This is a genomic window from Allorhizobium sp. DMC15, assembly GCF_056314065.1.
In genome coordinates, this window is the sequence record NZ_JBQUZB010000006.1 from 20,218 (window position 1) to 40,343 (window position 20,126).

Consider the following 20,126-nt stretch of genomic DNA (forward strand, 5'->3'; position numbering starts at 1 on the left):
ACACTCAGCTTGCCTTGGCAAGGCCTGCTTCTCCGGCAAGGATCCCGTCGAGGGCTGCCGTGAACCGGTCGACCTCTTCGATCGTGTTGTAATGCACCATCGAGACGCGGAGCATGCCGCCATGGTCGGTCAGCCCAAGATATTCGGCAAGCCGCCGCGAGTGAAAGTCACCGAAACGCATGGCGATCTTCTGCGCATCCATCGCCTTGCAGAGATCGGCGGCATCGCGGCCGTCGAAGCGGAAGGCGATGGTGGGCACACGCAGACTGTCTCGGTTGATTGATTGGCCGATGATGCGGCAGTCATTGCGCGAGCGCAGATAGGTGAGCAGCCGCTCGGTCAGGACATTTTCCTGGGCGGTGATTGCGCCATAAGCCGCCTCGATCTTTTGGCGATTAGAGCCGGTTTCGCCGACCCGCTCTCCGAGGCTCACCAAATAGTCGACGATGCCGCAGGTCGAGTAGGCGAGCTCATAATTGGGATTGCCCGGCTCGAGTTTGCCGGGGACTTTGTCCTTGCCGTAAAAGTAGTGGTAAAGCGTGTCGAGCTCGAGCAACAGGTCATATCGGCCATACATCAGGGCGTAGTGCGGACCGTAGGTCTTATAGAGGCTGAAGACGTAGTAATCGACATCGAGGGCCTGGACATCGACCGCGCGATGCGGGGCATAGGCGACGGCATCGACGCAGATCTTGGCGCCCCGGGCATGGACGAAATCGGCGATTTCGCGGATCGGGTTGATCGAGCCGAGGATGTTCGAGCAGTGAGTGACGCAGACGAGTTTCGTCCGTTCGCTCATCAAGGGGGCGAGGTCGGCAAGATCAAGGGTCAGCGTCTCCTTGTTCAGCGGCCAGATCTTCAGGACTATCCCGCGTTCCTGCAGCCGGTCCCAGGGCCCGATGTTGGATTCGTGGTCGGAGATGGTGATGATGATCTCATCCCCTTCCGAGAGCTGGCTGTGCATGGCCCGGGCGAGGTTCTGCAAAAGCGCGGTCGTCGAATTCCCGAAGACGATCTCTTCCGGTCGATCGGCTTTGACGAGGTGCATGGCGGCGGTGCGGGCTTCGTAGAGGGCAGCGGCCGCAGCCTGCGAGACCGCGTATGAGCCGCCGATCTGGACATTCCTCTCGAAGAGGAAGGTGTTGATGCGTTCGACTGCGCCCTTGAGGATCTGTGATCCGCCGGCATTGTCGAAGAAGGTCCAGCCGCGGGACAGGCCGGGGAACTGACTGCGGACATAGTCGAGGTCGAGCGGCTTTGAAGACGGGTTGGCCATTGGGGGTGTTTCCTCCGGTATCTTTTCTTGTTCAGTGGTTGAGAACGGCGCGGAGGAAGCCGCGCGTCCGCTCGTGCTTGGGGGCATCGAAAATTTCGCCAGGCGTGCCGCTTTCGACCAGCCTTCCGCCATCCATGAAAATCACCCGGTCGGCAACCTGCCGCGCAAAACCCATTTCGTGGGTCACGACGACCATGGTGACGCCCGATCCGGCGAGCTTGCGCATGACGTCGAGCACTTCGCCGACCATTTCCGGATCGAGCGCCGAGGTCGGCTCGTCGAAGAGCAGCACGCGCGGCTCCATCGCCAGCGCCCGGGCAATGGCAACACGCTGCTGCTGGCCACCGGAGAGCTGTCCAGGAAACTTCTCCGCCTGCTCCGAGATGCCGACACGGGTGAGCAGCTCGCGGGCCTTGCGCTCGGCCTCAGCCTCCGGTGTGCCGCGCACCCGCATCGGAGCGAGCATGACGTTCTTCAAGACGGTCATGTGCGGAAACAGGTTGAAGGACTGGAAGACCATGCCGACCTCGGCCCGGACCTTGGCAAGGCTCGGGCCCGGCTCCACTCGGATGCCGTCCACGGTGATCCGGCTCTCCGGGGCGAAGGCTTCGAGATGATTGATGCAGCGGATGAGCGTCGACTTGCCCGAACCCGAAGGACCGATGACGCAAACGACTTCCCCTTCAGCGATGTCGAGGTCGATGCCGTGCAGGACGGTGAAGGTGCCGTAGGCCTTGGTGAGCCCGCGGATGGAGATGAGGGCCTCGTTTTCGGTCATCAGCGTTTCCCTCGGCTGAAATGTTTCTCAAGGCGCGAGACCACGGCCACCATCGGCCAGAGCAGCGCGACGTAGATCAGGGCGGCTCCGATCAGCGGTGTCGGGTTGGCGGCCAGGGCCTGCGCCTGCGTCGCCTGCTTCAAGAGGTCCGGCATGGCAACGACTGAGGCGAGTGCCGTGTCCTTCATGACGTTGATGCAGTTGTTCGTGAGCGGCGGGATGACGATGCGGATCGCCTGGGGCAGGATCACGTCGATCATGGTGTGCTGGTTGGAGAGGCCAAGTGCCGCGGAGGCTTCGAACTGGCCATGCGGGATCGCCTCGATGCCGGCGCGAAAGATTTCCGCCGTGTAGGCGGCCGAGACCAGCGACAATGCCGTGACCGCCGACAGAAATGGCGACAGGCGAATGCCGACGAAGGGCAGCGCATAGTAGACGACGATCAGCAGCACGAGCAGCGGGATCGAGCGAAAGATGTCGATGTAGATGCGGATCAGGAGCTTGATGAAGCCAGGCGCGTAGAGACGGGTGACCGCGAGAAACAGGCCGCCGGCGAGGCCGACCAGGATACTCGTGATCCCGATCTCGAGCGTTACCAGAAGACCCCAAAGCAGCGCCGGCAGGCTGCCGGTGAGGACGTCCAGGTTGAAGAAGGTATTGATGAGTGTCATGCCGCATCGGCTCCCGTGGCGGGCCGGCGGAACGAGGTTGTTCCGCCGGTCGCGTTTCGAGCGTTACTTGCCCTTGGGCATGTCGAGTACGGTCACCGTCGAGGTCGTGTCCTCGGCCTTGGCGCCGAACCAGGTCTCGTGCAGCTTGGCGATGAAGCCTTCCTGCTTGAGCGTGGTGATGACGGCGTTGACCTCGGTTGCGAGCGGGTCGTTCTTGTTGAACATGATCGAGTATTTTTCGCCGGTCGGAATGCGCTCGACCACCTTCAGTTCCGGCTTGTCCTTGACGTAGTAGAGAAGGGCCGGGATGTCGGAGATGTAGCCGTCGACGCGACCGGCAACGAGATCGAGCATGGCCGGCTGCAGGCCTTCGAAGCGGCGGATCTCGCCGAGCTTGTATTCGTCCTTGTGGCCGTCGGCCCACATGTCGCCGGTCGAGCCCGTGTCGACGCCGACGACCTTGCCGCCCATGTCCTTCAGGCCCGTGATGCCGGAGGCGGCCGTTACGGTGAGCGACTGGTCGCTGTCGTAGTAGGGCTGGGCGAAGGTCACCGATTCCAGGCGCTTCTCGGTGATGGTGATCGAGGAAATCGCCATGTTGATGCGGCCCGACTGGACGGCCGGGAAGAGACCGTTGAAGGGCGTGTTGACGAATTCGACGGTTTTGCCGAGGCGTTTGGCGATCTCGTTGACGAGGTCGACTTCGAAGCCCGCGACCTTGCCGCTGGCATCTTCGAATTCCCACGGCACGTTGCCGATGTTGGCGCCGACGGTCAGATCGGCTGCATGGGAGGTGGTGGCGAAAGCGGCGAGCAAGCCGGCGAGTACCGTTGCCTTGAAAGCGGATGAGCGTGTCATGAGAGTTCCCCTTGTTTTTTGAACATGACTCAATCTACATTGGTCTAACTGGTCAGACCAGTCAGGCCAAACAAGCATGCTGCTTTGTGCTTGGCAAGAGGATGGCGAAAAAAATAGATTACGCGACGATACAGGCCGCCGGGGAAGGGACCGCATGTTCAACAAGACGCTCGTTCCGCAGTCCGTGGCACGCGAAATCCAGGGGATGATCCAGTCCGGGCAGTTGAAGCCGGGGGAGAAAATCCCGTCACAACGCGAGTTCTCCCAGAAGTTCGGCATCAGCCGGGCCTCTCTGCGGGAAGCGCTGCTGACGCTGGAAACACTGGGTCTGTTGAAGACCGAGGCGGGGCGGGGCACCTTCGTTGCAAGTCCTTCTGCGCCTAGTTCGGGTGCCGCCGGTCACATGGCGCCCTGGCGCTATTCCGACAGCTATTCCGTGTTCGACGTCTTCCAGACCCGCATCTTGCTCGAGGGGGAGATTGCCCGGCTGGCCGCGGGGCGTCTGACCCAGTTGCAGCTCGACAAGATGGAGCAGGCGACGCGGACGATGGAAGAGTGCTGGGCGAGCCAGGATCTTCTGGCCAATGTCGAGGCGGATCTCGAGTTTCACGGTACCATCGTCTCCGCCTGCTCTAATGCCATGCTGAAGGCGCTTTATCAAACAGTGCGGGATCAGGTGACAGAGACCCAACGTCAGCCGATCCCGATCACCGACCCGGAGCGCATGCGGGAATCGATCGGCGAGCACCGCAAGATCATTGCGGCACTCAGGGCCAATGACGGGTCACGGGCGAAACTCGAGATGGAAACGCATATCCGCAACACGGCGCGCTGCGCGGGGCTGGAGCCGTAAGCCGCGTCTCCAGGCAAGCCGTCAGATTGATCTGATCGCCCCGCCATCCACCCGGATCTTGTTTCCCGTTACGTAGGACGCGGGCTCGGAGGCCAGGAAGACGGCAACGGCGGCGAATTCTTCCCGCCGGCCATAACGTCCTGTCGGAATAACGGCCGCGGATTCGGCGGCGATCGCCTCGACACTCTTGGCTAAGCGCCTGGCTGCAACTGCGTCGAGTTCGTCCACCCTTGTGTGTGGATGCGCCCGGGAAGAAGAACGTTCACGGTCACGCCGTCTGCGGCCACTTACGCAGCGAGTGTTTTTGACCGGCCGATCAGGGTCGAGCGGATGCCATTGGACAGCGCCAGCCGTGCGATCGGCTGCTCTACGCCGGAGGAGGATATGCGCCTCTTGCCTGCCGCCTCCGACGCGGTTCGTAGTGGGCGGTTTTTGCGTTTAACACTCTGGGAGAGCTGTCAGTCCGCGGCCGGCAAGCGTCTGACCCCTTTGTGCCGTGGGAGGGTCTCAGGTCATGAGCGCTTCTTCCGGTAAATGCTGAAGGGCGAGCCGCTACTCTCCCCCAAAAAGATCGGCGCCGATGGCGCCAACACCTTCCCCACGGACGATCAAGACGGTCATCGATGACGGGCTTCTGCATCCAAAGCCTGGACATTATCCCACCAAGCACCTTCAACAAGGTAACGAGAGCGACCACCTCCGGGTCAAGAAGAACATGCAAAGAATCGGCGGCTTCCAATCTTGCAACACCGCGCGCCGAACGTTTGCTGGATTTGAGGCGATGTTGTCGCTGAAGAAGGGATTTCGTTTCGCGGGCGGCAGGGCGTGAACGATCAGAATGATCTGCGCGAGCGCTTCTTCGAATTTCAAAAAGTTATCTATGCGTGAAAATGCCACCAATCGTGCTTAGTCTCAACCTTATAAAAGGCTTGCGATAAACCCGAAGCACGGATCGGTGAACGAGCCTTCGGGATTGGGCCCAGCGCGCGCACTGAAGCTTTCGCAATGATCGCGCAGTATCTCCATGCAAAACCCACGTAACGTTGGTGTGGGAAAGCCCCCTCGCAGCATGAAGAGTATTTTCGACAGAGAGCATGGGAAACGCTCGCTCAAGAATCGGTTGACATAAAGTTTGGATCGTTCCATATATGTTGGAACGATCCAAAAAAGCCTAAGAGATTGTGGGAGGAGATGCAGATGCGGTGGGCCCTGATCGGAGCCAGCACAATCGCGCGCCAATACATGGTCGGCGCGATCCGCGCCCAGCAAGGCGAGATTGTCAGCGTCCTGAGCGGATCGGCGGAGCGTGCCCGGGCATTTGCCGACGAGCACCAGATCCCGCGATCAGGCACCGACCTGGACGAGCTTCTGGCCGACCCCACAATCGAAGCTGTCTACATCTCGACGACCAATGAGAAGCATCTGCCGCAGGCGCTCGCCGCCATAAAGGCCGGGAAGCATGTGCTCTGCGAAAAGCCCCTGGCGCTGGCGCTCGATGATGCCAGCGCGATGGTGCGCGCCGCCGAAGAGGCCGGGCTCGTCTTCGCCACCAATCACCACCTGCGTTGCTCCGGCAGTCACTGTGCCGTGCGCGCACTCATCGCCTCGGGCCGCATCGGTCGCGTACTTTCCCTGCGTCTCCATCACGCCGTGTTTCTGCCGCCGCACCTTCAGGGATGGCGCATCAATGCACCGGATGCCGGTGGTGGCGTCATTCCCGACATCACCGTTCACGACGCCGATGTCGCCCGTTTCCTTCTCGGCGAAGATCCGGTTTCGGTCGTGGCGCAGATGGCGAGTTCCGGCCTCGGCGAGGGTGTCGAGGATTCCGCCATGTCCGTCTGGGCCATGCCGTCAGGCGCCATGGTGATGAGCCATGAAAGTTTCACCCATCCCTTTGCCGGCTCTGGTCTCGAAGTGCACGGCACGGAAGGGTCGATCTTCGCTCGGGATGTCATGACGCAGAACCCGATCGGCTCCCTCGAGCTGGTGACGGCCTCGGGCCGCGAGGTCATCGGCGTTGACCACCATGATCTCTACGCCGAAGGCGTTCGGCGTTTCCACGCCGCCATCGCAGGCGATGGCGAGCCTGCAGCCACCGGCCGCGATGGCGTGAAGTCGCTAGCCGTCGCGCTTGCCGTGCGCGATGCAGCCGCGCGCGGCGTCCGGGTCGGCGTGAATTACGGAGGTGTCCGTTGAGCAAGCTTGTTGCCCCCGCAGAGGCGGTCTCGCGCATTCCCGATGGCGCCGTCGTCACGGTGTCCTCGTCCTCAGCCCTCGGTTGCCCGGACTTTGTGCTCGCCGCCCTCGGTCGCAGGTTCGAGACGGAAGGTCATCCGCGCAATCTCACCATGCTGCATCCGATTGCCGCCGGCGACATGTATGGGGTGAAGGGCATCGACCACATCGCAAAAGACGGCTTGATCAGCCGCGTGCTGGCCGGTTCTTATCCGTCCGGTCCGTCGAGCCTGCCGATGCCCGAGATCTGGAAAATGGTCGTCGAAGACAGGGTCGAGGCCTACAACGTCCCCTCCGGCATCATGTTCGACATGCACCGTGAAGCGGCCGCCCGGCGTCCTGGCGTGCTGACCCGCATCGGCCTCGACACATTCGTTGATCCGGTCCGCGAGGGCTGCGCGATGAATGAAAGCGCAGCCGCCCATCCCATCGTCAGCCGAGTCGAATTCGCCGGCGAAACCTGGCTGCACTTCCCCAACATCTATCCTGATGTCTGCATTCTCAGGGCCACCACGGCCGATGAGCGTGGCAACCTCACCTACGAACACGAGGGCGCCTATCTCGGCGGGCTGGAACAGGCGATTGCGACACGCAACAATGGCGGTCTCGTCATTGCCCAGGTGAGCCGCATGACGGCGGCCGGGAGCCTTCGTCCGCATGATGTGCGGGTGCCCGGTCATCTCGTCGACCTCGTCGTTCTCGATCCCGAGCAGAAACAGACCTGCGAGACGCCCTATGATCCGGCGATCTCGGGCCAGATCATGCGGCCCTGGTCGAGCTTCAAGCTCGCCGAACATGGCGTCGAGAAGGTGATCGCCCGCCGGGCCGCGCTGGAATTGAAGTCCGGCATGACGGCCAATCTCGGCTTCGGCATCAGCGCCCAGGTGCCGCGTATTCTGCTGGAAGAGGGGCATCCCGAGGCTGTCACCTGGGCAATCGAGCAGGGCGCCGTCGGCGGCATGCCGCTCACCGATTTTGCCTTCGGCTGTGCCTCTAATGCGGACGCTTTTGTGCCGTCACCGCAGCAGTTCATCTATTTCCAGGGTGGCGGCTTCGACGTGTCCTTCCTCTCCTTCCTGGAGGTGGATGTCGAGGGCAATGTCAATGTCTCGAAGCTCGGCAAGAAACCCTATCTGACTGCCGGCTGCGGTGGCTTTGTCGATATCACGGCGCACGCAAAGAAGATCGTCTTCTCCGGCTGGTTCGAGGCCGGTGCGGTCGTCGAACTGACGGAAGACGGCATCCATGTCCGCAGTCCCGGCAAGTTTACCAAGATGGTCGACAAGGTCGAGCACGTCACCTTCTCCGGCAAAAGAGCAAGGCAGCAGGGGCAGGACGTGCTCTACATTACCGAGCGCTGCGTGATGCGGCTGACGGAGAGCGGCCTCGTCGCCACAGAAATCATGCCGGGCATCGAACCCGAGCGGGACATAGTCGCGGCATCGCAGGGCCGAGTGACAATTGCTCCCGACGCGCGGGTGATCTCGACATCGCTCCTGTCGAAGGAACCGATGGGGTGGACACCATGAGCGCAGTTCACCTCCACACTGCCGATGGCATTGCCGAGATCCGGCTCGACAACCCGGCGAAACTCAATGCTTTCACGGTCGAAATGCTGGAGCAATTCTCCGGTCATCTCGACCGACTGGAGCGGACGGTCGATGTTCTCTGCGTCATCGTGACGGCAGAAGGCGAGCGCGCGTTTTGTGCCGGTGCCGATATCAACGCCTGGGGTGATTTGACGCCTGCCGAATTCGCCCGCCACTGGGTGCGCGATGGGCATCGCATCTTCGATCGTCTGTCACGCCTGTCGAAGCCGGTGATCGCCGCCATGGCGGGCCACGCTTTTGGTGGCGGTCTGGAACTTGCCGCCGCCTGCGACATCAGGGTCATGGCGCCATCAGCCACGATCGCGCTTCCGGAAGCCCATGTCGGCATCGTGCCCGGCTGGTCCGGCACGCAGCGGCTGGCTCGGTTGCTGCCGGAACCGATCCTCAAGGAAATGGCGCTCTTCGGCCGGCGGATTTCCGCCGAGCGCGCCCATGCCTTCGGCTTTGTCGCCGAGGTTTCGGCAACCCCCGCCGAGACGGCCCGAAGCATGGCTCAGTCGGTTCTAAGCCTTTCTCCGCGCGCCGTCGAGGTCTCCAAATTCATGGTCCATGCGGGCCGAGGCGAAGATCGCGATGCCATGATCGAGGCGCTGGGCAGTGCCGCGATTGCTGCCAGTGCCGATCGCGACGAAGGTGTCGCCGCCTTCAGGGCAAAACGCAAACCCGCATTCTCGGGAGAATGACATGAACGACATGACCATGACCGCTGCCGTCGCCCATCCGCTGCCGGAGGCTCCCTTCGAAGGCCGCCACCTGATCGACGGGATCTGGCAGGGTAGTGCCGATGGCGCGACCTTCGACAGGATCTCGCCCTCCCATGGCGTTGTCGTCAGCTGCTCCGCGCGTGGCGGCACGGCCGAAACGGAAGCCGCGATTGCCGCTGCAAGACGGGCCTTCGACAACGGCGCATGGAGCCGCGCGACCGGCAAGGAACGTTCGACGCTGCTGCTGAAGGTCGCCGATCTCATCAAGGCGAATGTCGAGCGTATGGCGCTCCTCGAAACACTCGAAAGCGGCAAGCCGATTTCTCAGGCGCGTGGCGAAGTCGCAGGCGCCGCCGACCTCTGGCGCTATGCGGCAGCACTTGCCCGCACCCTGCATGGCGACAGCCACAATTCGCTCGGCGAAGACATGTTGGCGGTGGTGCTGAAAGAGCCGATCGGCGTCGTCTCGATCATCACTCCGTGGAATTTCCCCTTCTGGATCCTCAGCCAGAAGCTGCCCTTTGCACTGGCGGCCGGTTGCACCTGCGTGATCAAGCCGTCGGAAATGACGCCGTCTACGACCGTGATGCTGGGAGAGCTGCTGATCGAAGCGGGGTTGCCATCAGGCGTCGTCAACATCGTCCTTGGCTTCGGCCAGCCGGTGGGTGCGCTGATGGCGGAACATGCCCATGTCGACATGGTGAGCTTCACCGGCTCCACGGCAGTCGGCAAGGCGATCAGTGCCGCCGCTTCCAAGACGTTGAAGAAGGTCGCACTCGAACTGGGCGGCAAGAACCCGCAGGTCGTTTTCCCGGACGCCGATCTCGATTCAGCCGCCGATGCGATCACCTTCGGCGTCTATTTCAACGCCGGCGAATGCTGCAATTCCGGCAGCCGCATCATCGTGCACGAAGACATCACGGAAGCTCTGGTCGAAAAGGTCGTGACGCTCTCCCGCAAGGTCGCCTTCGGCGATCCGCTCAATCCCGAGACCCAGGTCGGCGCGATCATTTCTCAGGCTCATCAGCAGAAGATCGCGGCCTATGTGCGCGATGCGGTGGCATCCGGCGCAAAGCTTGCCCTCGGCGGCGAGGCCGTCCGTCATCCAGGCCTGCCCGGCGACTTCTTCGGACCGACGGTCGTCACCAATGTCCGCCCTGACATGCCGATTGCCCGCGAGGAGGTCTTCGGCCCGGTGCTCGCCGTCCTCACCTTCAAGACGCTCGAAGAGGCACTCTCGCTCGTCAACGACGCGTCCTACGGCCTGTCGGCGGGTGTCTGGAGCGAGAACGTCCACACCTGCCTTGCCTTTGCGCGCCGCGCGGAAGCCGGCACCGTCTGGACCAACACCTGGATGGATGGCTTCCCGGAAGTCGCCTTTGGCGGCTTCAAGCAGAGCGGCCAGGGCCGCGAGAATGGCCGCTACGGCCTCGATGAATTCCTGGAGATCAAATCCGTCGTGATGCGCATCGGCAAGACCAGGCCGAACTGGGTGCGCGACTGACTTCCGGAACAATTGAAAGCAACGCATCAAACAGGAGGAATAACATGCGTAGCCTTTTCAAAACCATGCTGATTACCGGTACTATGCTGGCGGGCACCGCCGGCCTCTCTCATGCCACCGACGTCGAGGTGCTCCACTGGTGGACCTCGGGCGGTGAAGCCGCAGCCCTGAACGTTCTGAAGGAGGATCTGAACACCAAGGGCATCGGCTGGGTCGACATGCCGGTCGCCGGTGGCGGCGGTGAGGCAGCGATGACCGCGCTGCGTGCCCGTGTCACCGCAGGCGATCCGCCGACCGCCGTCCAGATGCTCGGTTTCGACATCCTCGACTGGGCAGAGCAGGGCGCGCTCGGCAACCTTGACGAAGTGGCCACTGCTGAAGGCTGGGACAAGGTCGTGCCGGAAGCGCTGCAGAAGTTCTCGAAGTATGATGGCCGCTGGATTGCCGCGCCCGTCAACGTTCATTCGACCAACTGGGTCTGGATCAACAAGTCCGCCCTCGATGCCGCCGGTGGCAAGGCACCCGAGAGCTGGGACGAACTCGTGGCCGTTCTCGACAAGATGAAGGCAAACGGCATCACCCCGCTCGCCCATGGTGGCCAGCCGTGGCAGGACGCGACCGTTTTCGATGGTGTCGTTCTCTCCAAGGGCAACGATTTCTACAAGAAGGCCTTCGTCGATCTCGACGAAGCGACACTCACCGGTCCCGACATGGCCGATGCCTTCGACCGACTGATCAAGCTGCGCAGCTATGTCGACGACAACTTCTCCGGCCGCGACTGGAACCTGGCCTCGGCCATGGTCATCGACGGCAAGGCCGGCATGCAGATGATGGGCGACTGGGCCAAGGGCGAATTCCTGAAGGCCGGCAAGAAGCCGGGGGCAGACTTCGTCTGCATCCGCTTCCCCGGAACGCAAGGGTCGGTGACCTTCAACTCCGACCAGTTTGCGATGTTCAACGTCTCGGGCGACGACAAGATCAAGGCGCAGATGGCCATGGCCTCGTCGATCGAAAGCCCGAAGTTCCAGTCGGCCTTCAACGTCGTCAAGGGATCGGTCCCGGCCCGCACCGACGTGCCGGACACGGATTTCGACGATTGCGGCAAGAAGGGCATGAAGGATCTGGCGGAAGCAAGCTCGGCCGGTTCGCTCTTCGGCTCCATGGCCCATGGCCATGCAGCACCGGCTGCCGTGAAGAACGCCGTCTATGACGTCGTGACCAAGGCCTTCAATGGTGGCTTCAAGGATGGTGCCGAGGCTGCGAAGGCTCTCGGCGAAGCGGTCGCAGCGGCCAAGTAACCTCCCGTCGCAAGCGATGCTCCTCGTCGCTCGCGACCCTTCCGACGCCGCCTGCCAAGGTGAAAGGCGGCGTCGGTCTATCCAGAAAATTCAGGGAGAACCCTCATGACAAGCTCGACTGGGGCTGATTTGCGCACGCGCATTCAGGATTGGCTGCCCAAGGTGGTGCTGGCACCGTCCTTCGCCGTCATTCTGCTGTTCGTCTACGGGTTCATCCTGTTCACCATCTTTCTGTCCTTTACCGGCTCCAAGATGCTGCCGCTCTACACCTTCGTCGGCTTCACCAACTACAGCCGGCTCTGGGCCCAGGAAAACTGGCATATCGCGATCAGCAACATCGCAATTTTCGCCAGCCTCTACATCGTCATCTGCACCGCACTCGGCCTGATGCTGGCGATCTTCCTCGACCAAAAGATCCGCGGCGAAGGACTACTGCGGCCGATCTATCTCTATCCGATGGCGCTGTCCTTCATCGTCACAGGCACGGCCTGGAAGTGGTTCCTCGATCCGGGCATCGGTTTGGAGCGCATCATGCGCCTCTGGGGCTGGGAGAGCTTTTCCTTCACCTGGATCAAGGACAACGACATGGCTGTTTACACCATCGTCATCGCGGCGGTCTGGCAGACCAGTGGCTTTGTCATGGCCATGTTCCTTGCCGGCCTTCGGGGCATCGACAACGAAATCCTGAAGGCCGCCCAGATCGACGGCGCCTCGAGCTTCCAACTCTATCGGCGCATCGTCATCCCGATGCTGCGCCCGGCCTTTCTCTCCGCCTTCGTCATCCTCAGCCACCTCGCGATCAAGTCTTACGACCTCGTGATTGCGCTGACCGGCGGTGGCCCGGGACGCGCGACCGAAATGCCGGCGACCTTCATGTATTCCTACACCTTCACCCGCAATCAGATGGGCGTCGGCTCTGCCTCGGCCGTGATCATGCTGATGACCATCGCGGCCATCATGGTTCCCTATCTCTATGCCGAACTGAAGGAGAAGAACTGATGTCTGCCGTCAGCCAGGACACCGCCGTCAAGACCGGTCGCGTCACCCGCACCTTCATCTATCTGGTGCTTCTCCTCTTCGCGCTCTTCTACCTTCTGCCGCTCTATGTGATGGGCATCAACTCGCTGAAGCCGCTGCCGGAGATTACCGGCGGCAACATGATGGCACTGCCTGAAACCTGGACGCTGGATGCTTGGCGCTCCGCCTGGTCGACCGCCCAGATCGGCGTGTCGCCGACCGGCCTCAGGCCCTACTTCCTGAATTCGATCCTGATGGTCGTCCCCGCCGTCGCCATCTCGACGATCCTCGGCGCCCTCAACGGCTACGTCCTGACCAAATGGCGTTTCCGCGGCGACACGATCGTCTTCGGGCTGATGCTGTTTTCCTGCTTCATTCCGTTCCAGATCGTGCTGATCCCGATGGCGCTGGTGCTCGGCAAGCTCGGGCTCGCCGGCACGGTTCCCGGACTGGTCCTGGTGCATGTGGTCTATGGAATCGGCTTCACCACGCTCTATTACCGCAACTACTACGCCACCTTCCCGACCGAGCTGGTCAAGGCGGCGCAGATCGACGGCGCCGGTTTCTTCCGCATCTTCTGGCGCATCCTGCTGCCGGTCTCCGGCCCGATCACCGTCGTCTCCGTCATCTGGCAGTTCACCAATATCTGGAACGACTTCCTGTTCGGCGTCTCCTTCGGCGGCACCAGCCAGCCGATGACGGCAGCCCTCAACAACCTCGTTCAGTCCTCCACGGGTGTGAAGGAATACAACGTCCACTTCGCGGGCGCGATCATCGCCGCCCTTCCCACCCTTCTCGTTTACGTCGTCGCCGGGCGCTATTTCGTGCGCGGACTGATGGCCGGTTCAGTCAAAGGATAAGATCATGGGCTTTCTCGACATCCGGAACGTCACCAAGTCCTACGGACAGCTTGAAGTCCTGCATCGCGTGGACATCTCGGTGGAGGAAGGCGAATTCCTCGTGCTGGTCGGTCCCTCCGGCTGCGGCAAGTCGACACTTCTCGGCATGATCGCGGGACTGGAAGGCATCTCCTCGGGCGAGATCGCGATCAAGGACCGCGTCATCAACGGGGTCCATCCGTCGAAGCGCAACATCGCCATGGTCTTCCAGTCCTACGCGCTCTACCCCAACATGACCGTCGGCCAGAACATCACATTTGGTCTTGAGATGCATGGGGTGCCGAAGCCGGAACGGGACAAGGCATTGCTCGACGTCGCCAAGCTGCTGCAGATCGATCATCTCACCGATCGCAAGCCGGGTCAGCTGTCCGGCGGCCAGCGCCAGCGTGTGGCCATGGGCCGCGCTTTGGTGCGCGATCCCGATGTCTTCCTCTTCGACGAGCCGCTGTCGAACCTCGATGCCAAGCTGCGCGTCGACATGCGCACCGAGATCAAGAAGCTGCATGCGAAACTCAAGCGCACCATCGTCTACGTCACCCACGACCAGATCGAGGCGATGACGCTCTCGACCCGCATCGCGGTCATGAACAAGGGCTACATTCAGCAGCTCGGCACGCCCAAGGAGATCTACGATACCCCGGCCAATGTCTTCGTCGCCACTTTCATGGGAAGCCCGGCGATGAATGTCGTGCCGGCACGTGTTGTTGTTCGCGATGGTACGCCCCATGCCGAAGTCGTGTTGGGGGATGGATCGAAGAGCCTGCTCGCCTTCAGCCAGCCGAGTCTTGCCGCCTGGGACGGGCGGGAGATCCTGCTCGGCATCCGCCCGGAGGCGATCACCGATCCCGAAGGGGCCGACCGCAAGTCGCAGAACATCGTCAGCCTGAAGAACCGTGTCATCGTCACCGAGCCGGCCGGCTCCGACACCTTCGTCACCATGGGTCTCGGGGGCAAGGATGTGATCGCCCGCATGCGCGCCGATGTTGATATATCCGGTGGCGACGACTTCGAATTCGCAGTCAACATGGAAAAAGCTGTGGCCTTTGACCCCAAGACGGAAGAGCGCATCCGGCCATGAGCGACGCAGACATCATTATCGTCGGTTCCGGGATGGGGGGCGCAACGCTTGCCGCCCAGCTTGCACCGACGGGCAGGCGAATCCTGATCGTTGAGAAGGGCGGAAGGCTCACGCCTTCCTCCGCCGATCGGGACGCGGACGCGATTTTCGGCAAGGCGCATTTCAGGCCGAAGGAGGAGTGGCTGGATGGCGACGGCCAGCCCTTCAATCCCGGCAACTACTACAATGTCGGCGGCAATTCGAAATTCTATGGGGCCGTGCTGCTGCGCTATCGCCGCGAAGATTTCTCCCCCCTGCGCCATATAGGCGGAACGACGCCTGGCTGGCCGATCGCCTATGACAGCCTGGAGCCGTGGTATCAGAGGGCCGAACATGTGTTCGAGGTCCGGGGAACGCTGGGCGAGGATCCGACGGAGCCGCCGCATTCCGGAAGCTATGACCATCGCCCCGTACCTGACGAGCCCACTATCGCCGATCTGCGCCGTCGGCTGAAATCCGTCGGTCTCCACCCGGCCTCCCTGCCACTCGGTGTCGATATCGACACATGGCTCGCCCATGGGAAAACGACCTGGGACGCCTTCCCGGATACCTGCGGCGGCAAGAAGGATGCGGAGACGGTGAGCCTCGCCGTAGCCCTTCGACATCCTAACGTGTCGCTGGTGACAGGATGCGAAGTGACGCGTCTTCTGGCAGGCGATGGCGGTCAGATTGTCGGCGTTGAAGTCCTGGAACGGGGTGAGACAAAGGTGCTGACCGCACCCCTCGTGGTTCTCTCGGCCGGTGCCGTCAGAAGCGCTGCCATCCTGCTGTCATCGGCGAACGAAATCCATCCGCAGGGTTTGGCAAACCGATCCGACCAGGTCGGTCGCAACTTCATGAACCACAATTGTTCGGCGGTGCTGGCGCTCCACCCTTTCAGGCGCAATCCGTCGATCTATCAAAAGACCCTGCTGGTCAACGACTTCTATCTGACGGGCGGGCCGAATGGCGAACCGCTCGGCAATATCCAGCTGCTCGGCAAGATCACCGGCCCGATCCTCGCTTCGAGCTCGCCGCTGCCAAGCCCGCTCGCTCAGTGGATCGCGGATCGCTCGATCGATCTCTATGCGATGTCCGAGGATCTGCCCAATCCCGAAAGCCGCGTGACGGTGCGGAACGGTCGGATCATGCTCGACTGGAAGCGGTCGAACTGGGATGCGCACCTCGCTCTGGTCGACCGGCTGAAGTCACTGATCCGGAAAGCCGGCTACCCGGTCGTGCTCTCGCGTCCCTTCGACCGCCGCACGCCCTCCCATCAATGCGGCACGGCACGCATGGGTTCGGACCCGATGACGAGCGTGGTCGACAGTTTCGGGCGCAGCCACGATCATCGCAATCTCTTCATCGTCGACGCGTCGATCCTGCCGACCTCGGCCGCCGTCAACCCGGCTCTCACCATCGCCGCACTCGCCCTGCGCTCGGGCCAGCACATTATCGAAACGGAGTTCAGCCAGTGAGCAAGGTCGCACTGATTACGGGAGGCCAGCAGGGCATTGGTCTCGGCATCGCCCGCGAGCTTGTGAGCGCCGGCTACAAGGTCGCGCTGGCGTCGAGGTCCGAGGAAGATTCGCCACAGGTTTTGGCAGCGCTCGATGAACTGGGTGAATCGGCCATCTATGTTCGCCATGACCTGCAGGATATCGACAACATCGTATCGGTCCTTGATCAGGTCGAAGCACGCCTCGGCCCTGTCACCACCTTCGTGTCGAATGCCGGCGTGCCCGCCAAGGTGCGCGGCGACATGCTGGAGCTCGCACCCGACAGCTTCGACTTCGTGCTCGGTGTCAACCTGCGCGGCGCCTTCTTCCTCGCCCAGGAGGTCGCGCGGCGCATGCTGGCGACCCCTGCTGACACCTATCGCTCGATCGTCTTCGTGACCTCGGTGAGCGCCAGCATGGCTTCGATCGAGCGGGCGGAATACTGCATCTCCAAGGCCGGTGCCGGCATGATGGCGGAGCTCTTCGCATTGCGTCTGGCGCCGCATGGCATCGGCGTTTTTGAACTCAGACCCGGCATCATCGAGACCGAGATGACGGCGGGCGTGAAGGACAAATACACGGCGCGGATCGAGGGCGGGCTCGTCCCGGCGCAACGTTGGGGCCAGCCGGTCGATATCGGCAGTGTGGTCGTGCCGCTTGCGGAAGGATGCTTTGCCTTTGCCAATGGGGCCGTGATCCCCGTCGATGGCGGCCTGTCTCTCGCGCGCCTCTAGGAGATTTTTATGCGGCAAGCTTTTGATTTCATCATCGTCGGCGGCGGTTCTGCAGGCTCGGTGCTTGCGGCGCGGCTGTCGGAAAATCCCGATTTCAACGTGCTCCTGCTCGAGGCGGGTGGCCGCGACTGGCATCCCTTCTACCATCTGCCCGCAGGTTTCGCGAAGATGACCAAGGGCATCGGCAGCTGGGGCTGGAGCACGGTGCCGCAGCGGCACATGAACAACATGGTGATCCGCTATACGCAGGCGAGGGTCATTGGCGGCGGCTCCAGCATCAACGCGCAGATCTACACCCGTGGCAATGCGCTCGACTACGACGACTGGCGCCAGATGGGCTGCGAGGGATGGTCCTACGAGGATGTCCTGCCCTATTTCCGCAAGGCAGAAGACAATGACAGCTTCGACAACCGCTATCACGGCAAGGGCGGTCCACTCGGTGTCAGCAAACCTTCGGCGCCGCTGCCGATCTGCGAGGCCTATTTCAAGGCGGCCGCCGAACTCGGCATCCCCTTCAATGGCGACATGACGGGCGAGACGCAGGATGGCGTCGGATACTACCAGCTGACCCAGCGTAATGTCCGCCGCTCCTCGGCCTCGATCGCCTATCTCAACCCCCGACGTAAACGCCCCAACCTCACCATCCGCACGGATGCGCAGGTGCTGAAGCTGGTGGTCGAAAACGGGCGCGCAGTCGGTGTCGAACTCGCTGGCGAAGGCGTGGTGCGTGCCGAACGGGAGGTGCTGCTCTCGTCGGGCGCAATCGGCAGTCCGCGCCTGCTGATGCTCTCAGGCATCGGCCCTGCCGACCATCTGGCTTCGGTCGGTCTGCCCGTGGTCTTCGACCAGCCCGGCGTCGGCTCCAATCTGCAGGACCATCTCGATCTCTTCGTCATCGCCGAATGCACCGGCCCGCATACCTATGACCGCTTCGCCAAGCCGCATCTCTCGGTGCTGGCCGGTCTGCAATACCTCTTGACCAAGAGCGGCCCCGTCGCCTCAAGCCTCTTCGAGACAGGTGGCTTCTGGTATGCCGATCCGGAAGCCCGTTCGCCGGATATTCAGTTCCATCTCGGCCTCGGGTCCGGCATCGAGGCCGGTGTCGCCGCCATGCCGAATGGTGGCGTGACGCTGAACTCCGCCTATCTCCGCCCTCGGTCGCGCGGCACCGTCCGTCTCGGCTCGGCCGATCCGCTTGCAGCCCCCTTGATCGATCCCAACTACTGGGAGGATCCCTATGATCGCGAGATGTCGATCCGGGGTTTGAAGATCGCAAGAGACATCATGCGCCAGGATGCGCTGAAGCCTTTTGTTCTGGCCGAGCGCCTTCCTGGCCCGGACGTGCAAAGCGACCAGGACTATTTCGACTATGCCTGCCGTCACTCGAAGACCGACCACCATCCGGCCGGCACCTGCCGGATGGGGTCAGATCCGTCAGCGGTCGTTGATCCGCGCCTGCGCTTCAACGGCATCGAAGGGCTGCGCGTCATCGACGCCTCAATCATGCCGACGGTCGTTTCGTCCAACACCAACGCACCGACCATCATGATCGCCGAAAAGGCAGCCGACATGATCAAGGCCGATCACGGAGCAGCGCGATGATCCGCCACATCGTGCTCGTTCGTTTCCAGCCGGCGGTTTCATCCGCTGTCATCGAGGACCTCTTCGCAGAGCTGCATCAGATCGAAGGCAAGCTGCCGGGGCTCATGTCGATCACATCAGGCCGCAGCGAAAGCCCGGAGCGCATCGAACGGGGCTATCTGCACGGCTTCGTCGCCGATTTCGCCGACTGGGCAGCCCTCGAAGCCTATCAGGTCCATCCGGACCACAAGCGCTTCGGTGCCCGTCTGGTTGCCCATGCCGAGGGTGGTCTCGACGGCATCCTCGTCTTCGACCTCCCCGTCCAAACTCAGGGATCTCCAACATGATTGCCTTGCCCACCGCCGACGGTCGCATCGAAGACTATCGCCTCACCGGAACGCCGCTGACACCACGCGCTCCGACGCGTCCGCTGACCCGCACCGCCTTTGCCGCAGCCCATGTCGTCTCCGATCCGCTGCGCGAACGTAATCCCTGGGACACGCGGCCTGCGGTCGACTGGGAGGGCACGCTCGCCTTCCGCACCTCGCTTTGGGATCAAGGCCTCGGTCTCGCCGAAGCCATGGACACGGCCCAGCGCGGTATGGGCGTCGACTGGCCGACGGCGCTGGAACTGATTCGGCGGACGATGGTGGCCGCCAAGGCGCATCCAATGAAGCCGCGCGTCGCCTGCGGTGCCGGCACCGACCATATGGCGCTCGCTGACCTGACCACCGCCGACAAAATCGCAGCCGCCTATCAGACGCAAGCCGAAGCGATCGAGGCCGCCGGCGGGCAGTTGATCCTGATGGCCTCGCGCGCCTTCCCCGCCATGGGAGCCGGACCGGATGTCTACCGCACCGTCTATCGCCGGCTGATCGATGGTGCGCGCGAACCCGTCATCCTGCATTGGCTGGGTGATATGTTCGATCCGGCGTTGAAGGGCTATTGGGGCAGCGAGGATGTCGCTGAAGCCAGCGACTTCGTGCTCGACCTGATCGGCGAGAACCCCGGCAAGGTCGACGGCATCAAGATCTCGCTGCTCGACCAGGCGCATGAAGAGGCGTTTCGCGCCCGCCTGCCGGAAGGTGTTCGTCTCTATACCGGTGACGACTTCAACTATGCCGACCTGATCGCCGGCGATGGCAAGCATTATTCCCATGCGCTGCTCGGCATCTTCGCCGCCATCGCACCGGCCGCTTCGCAGGCGCTGGATGCGCTCGCGGCCGGTGACTTGGAGACCTATCACCGCCTTCTGAAACCGACCGTGCCGCTCAGCCGCGAGATTTTCCGCGCGCCGACGCGTTTCTACAAGGCCGGCATTGCCTTCCTCGCCTGGCTGAATGGCCACCAGCGGCACTTCATTATGCCGGCCGGCTTCCAGTCGAGCCGCGACATCGTCCACTACGCGGAGGTGTTCCGGCTTGCGGATCAGGCAAATCTGCTTGCCGATCCGGAGCTTGCCGTGAGAAGGATGCGAGTCTTGCTGGAGCTGAACGGGGTATACTGACGG

At 62.4% G+C, this 20,126-nt stretch carries 18 protein-coding genes and 2 pseudogenes; 15 read left to right on the top strand and 5 right to left on the bottom strand.

The features are described 5' to 3' along the window. Positions 1-4: 4 nt before the first annotated feature. The 4 genes from ACT53S_RS21345 to ACT53S_RS21360 all read right to left on the bottom strand — a co-directional run bounded on the left by ACT53S_RS21345 (position 5) and on the right by ACT53S_RS21360 (position 3,583). Entirely contained in the window at positions 5-1,276 is a 1,272-nt protein-coding gene (locus ACT53S_RS21345; RefSeq protein WP_476068496.1) for a cysteine desulfurase-like protein, read from the bottom strand. A gap of 31 nt (positions 1,277-1,307) precedes the next feature. Beyond that, positions 1,308-2,054: an amino acid ABC transporter ATP-binding protein gene (locus ACT53S_RS21350; RefSeq protein WP_476068497.1), complete on the bottom strand. Its 747-nt coding sequence runs from the start codon at positions 2,052-2,054 to the stop codon at positions 1,308-1,310. Then, entirely contained in the window at positions 2,054-2,725 is a 672-nt protein-coding gene (locus tag ACT53S_RS21355) for an amino acid ABC transporter permease (RefSeq protein ID WP_476068498.1), read from the bottom strand. Before ACT53S_RS21355 ends, ACT53S_RS21350 begins: the two co-directional genes overlap by 1 nt. Before the next feature lie 63 nt (positions 2,726-2,788). Continuing rightward, a complete protein-coding gene (locus ACT53S_RS21360) occupies positions 2,789-3,583 on the bottom strand; it encodes an ABC transporter substrate-binding protein (protein WP_476068499.1) in 795 nt (264 codons plus the stop codon). Positions 3,584-3,737: 154 nt separating this feature from the next. Between ACT53S_RS21360 and ACT53S_RS21365 the strand changes: the two genes are divergently transcribed. Continuing rightward, a complete protein-coding gene (locus ACT53S_RS21365) occupies positions 3,738-4,436 on the top strand; it encodes a FadR/GntR family transcriptional regulator (RefSeq protein ID WP_476068500.1) in 699 nt (232 codons plus the stop codon). Positions 4,437-4,457: 21 nt separating this feature from the next. Here ACT53S_RS21365 and ACT53S_RS21370 read toward each other — a convergent pair. Then, positions 4,458-4,822, bottom strand: a pseudogene (locus ACT53S_RS21370) (SDR family oxidoreductase); the annotation flags it as partial. 148 nt (positions 4,823-4,970) lie between these two features. Between ACT53S_RS21370 and ACT53S_RS21375 the strand changes: the two are divergent. From ACT53S_RS21375 to ACT53S_RS21440, 14 genes and pseudogenes are all read left to right on the top strand, one after another. Next, positions 4,971-5,324 (top strand): annotated as a pseudogene (locus ACT53S_RS21375) (DDE-type integrase/transposase/recombinase); the annotation flags it as partial. A 303-nt stretch (positions 5,325-5,627) separates the two neighbouring features. Continuing rightward, positions 5,628-6,635: a Gfo/Idh/MocA family protein gene (locus tag ACT53S_RS21380; RefSeq protein ID WP_476068501.1), complete on the top strand. Its 1,008-nt coding sequence runs from the start codon at positions 5,628-5,630 to the stop codon at positions 6,633-6,635. Continuing rightward, positions 6,632-8,203 carry an acyl CoA:acetate/3-ketoacid CoA transferase gene (locus tag ACT53S_RS21385; protein WP_476068502.1) on the top strand — a complete coding sequence of 524 codons (1,572 nt, stop codon included), beginning with the start codon at positions 6,632-6,634 and terminating at the stop codon, positions 8,201-8,203. The genes ACT53S_RS21380 and ACT53S_RS21385 overlap by 4 nt, the downstream gene beginning before the upstream one ends. Further along, complete coding sequence (locus ACT53S_RS21390) at positions 8,200-8,967, top strand: enoyl-CoA hydratase/isomerase family protein (protein ID WP_476068503.1); 768 nt, start codon at positions 8,200-8,202, stop codon at positions 8,965-8,967. Before ACT53S_RS21385 ends, ACT53S_RS21390 begins: the two co-directional genes overlap by 4 nt. 1 nt (position 8,968) lies before the next feature. Further along, entirely contained in the window at positions 8,969-10,492 is a 1,524-nt protein-coding gene (locus ACT53S_RS21395) for an aldehyde dehydrogenase family protein (RefSeq protein WP_476068504.1), read from the top strand. A gap of 44 nt (positions 10,493-10,536) precedes the next feature. Beyond that, positions 10,537-11,790, top strand: coding sequence for an ABC transporter substrate-binding protein (locus ACT53S_RS21400; protein ID WP_476068505.1), 1,254 nt, complete (start codon positions 10,537-10,539; stop codon positions 11,788-11,790). A gap of 105 nt (positions 11,791-11,895) precedes the next feature. After that, entirely contained in the window at positions 11,896-12,789 is an 894-nt protein-coding gene (locus tag ACT53S_RS21405; RefSeq protein ID WP_110789861.1) for a carbohydrate ABC transporter permease, read from the top strand. Further along, on the top strand, positions 12,789-13,667 hold the full coding sequence (locus ACT53S_RS21410; RefSeq protein ID WP_476068506.1) for a carbohydrate ABC transporter permease: 879 nt from the start codon (positions 12,789-12,791) through the stop codon (positions 13,665-13,667). Before ACT53S_RS21405 ends, ACT53S_RS21410 begins: the two co-directional genes overlap by 1 nt. Before the next feature lie 4 nt (positions 13,668-13,671). Next, on the top strand, positions 13,672-14,784 hold the full coding sequence (locus ACT53S_RS21415; protein WP_476068507.1) for an ABC transporter ATP-binding protein: 1,113 nt from the start codon (positions 13,672-13,674) through the stop codon (positions 14,782-14,784). Continuing rightward, complete coding sequence (locus tag ACT53S_RS21420) at positions 14,781-16,280, top strand: GMC family oxidoreductase (protein WP_476068508.1); 1,500 nt, start codon at positions 14,781-14,783, stop codon at positions 16,278-16,280. Before ACT53S_RS21415 ends, ACT53S_RS21420 begins: the two co-directional genes overlap by 4 nt. After that, entirely contained in the window at positions 16,277-17,035 is a 759-nt protein-coding gene (locus ACT53S_RS21425) for a 3-ketoacyl-ACP reductase (protein ID WP_476068509.1), read from the top strand. The genes ACT53S_RS21420 and ACT53S_RS21425 overlap by 4 nt, the downstream gene beginning before the upstream one ends. A gap of 9 nt (positions 17,036-17,044) precedes the next feature. Continuing rightward, entirely contained in the window at positions 17,045-18,637 is a 1,593-nt protein-coding gene (locus ACT53S_RS21430; RefSeq protein WP_476068510.1) for a GMC family oxidoreductase, read from the top strand. Then, complete coding sequence (locus ACT53S_RS21435; RefSeq protein WP_476068511.1) at positions 18,634-18,963, top strand: Dabb family protein; 330 nt, start codon at positions 18,634-18,636, stop codon at positions 18,961-18,963. Before ACT53S_RS21430 ends, ACT53S_RS21435 begins: the two co-directional genes overlap by 4 nt. Continuing rightward, on the top strand, positions 18,960-20,123 hold the full coding sequence (locus tag ACT53S_RS21440) for a dihydrodipicolinate synthase family protein (RefSeq protein WP_476068512.1): 1,164 nt from the start codon (positions 18,960-18,962) through the stop codon (positions 20,121-20,123). The genes ACT53S_RS21435 and ACT53S_RS21440 overlap by 4 nt, the downstream gene beginning before the upstream one ends. Positions 20,124-20,126: the final 3 nt, after the last annotated feature.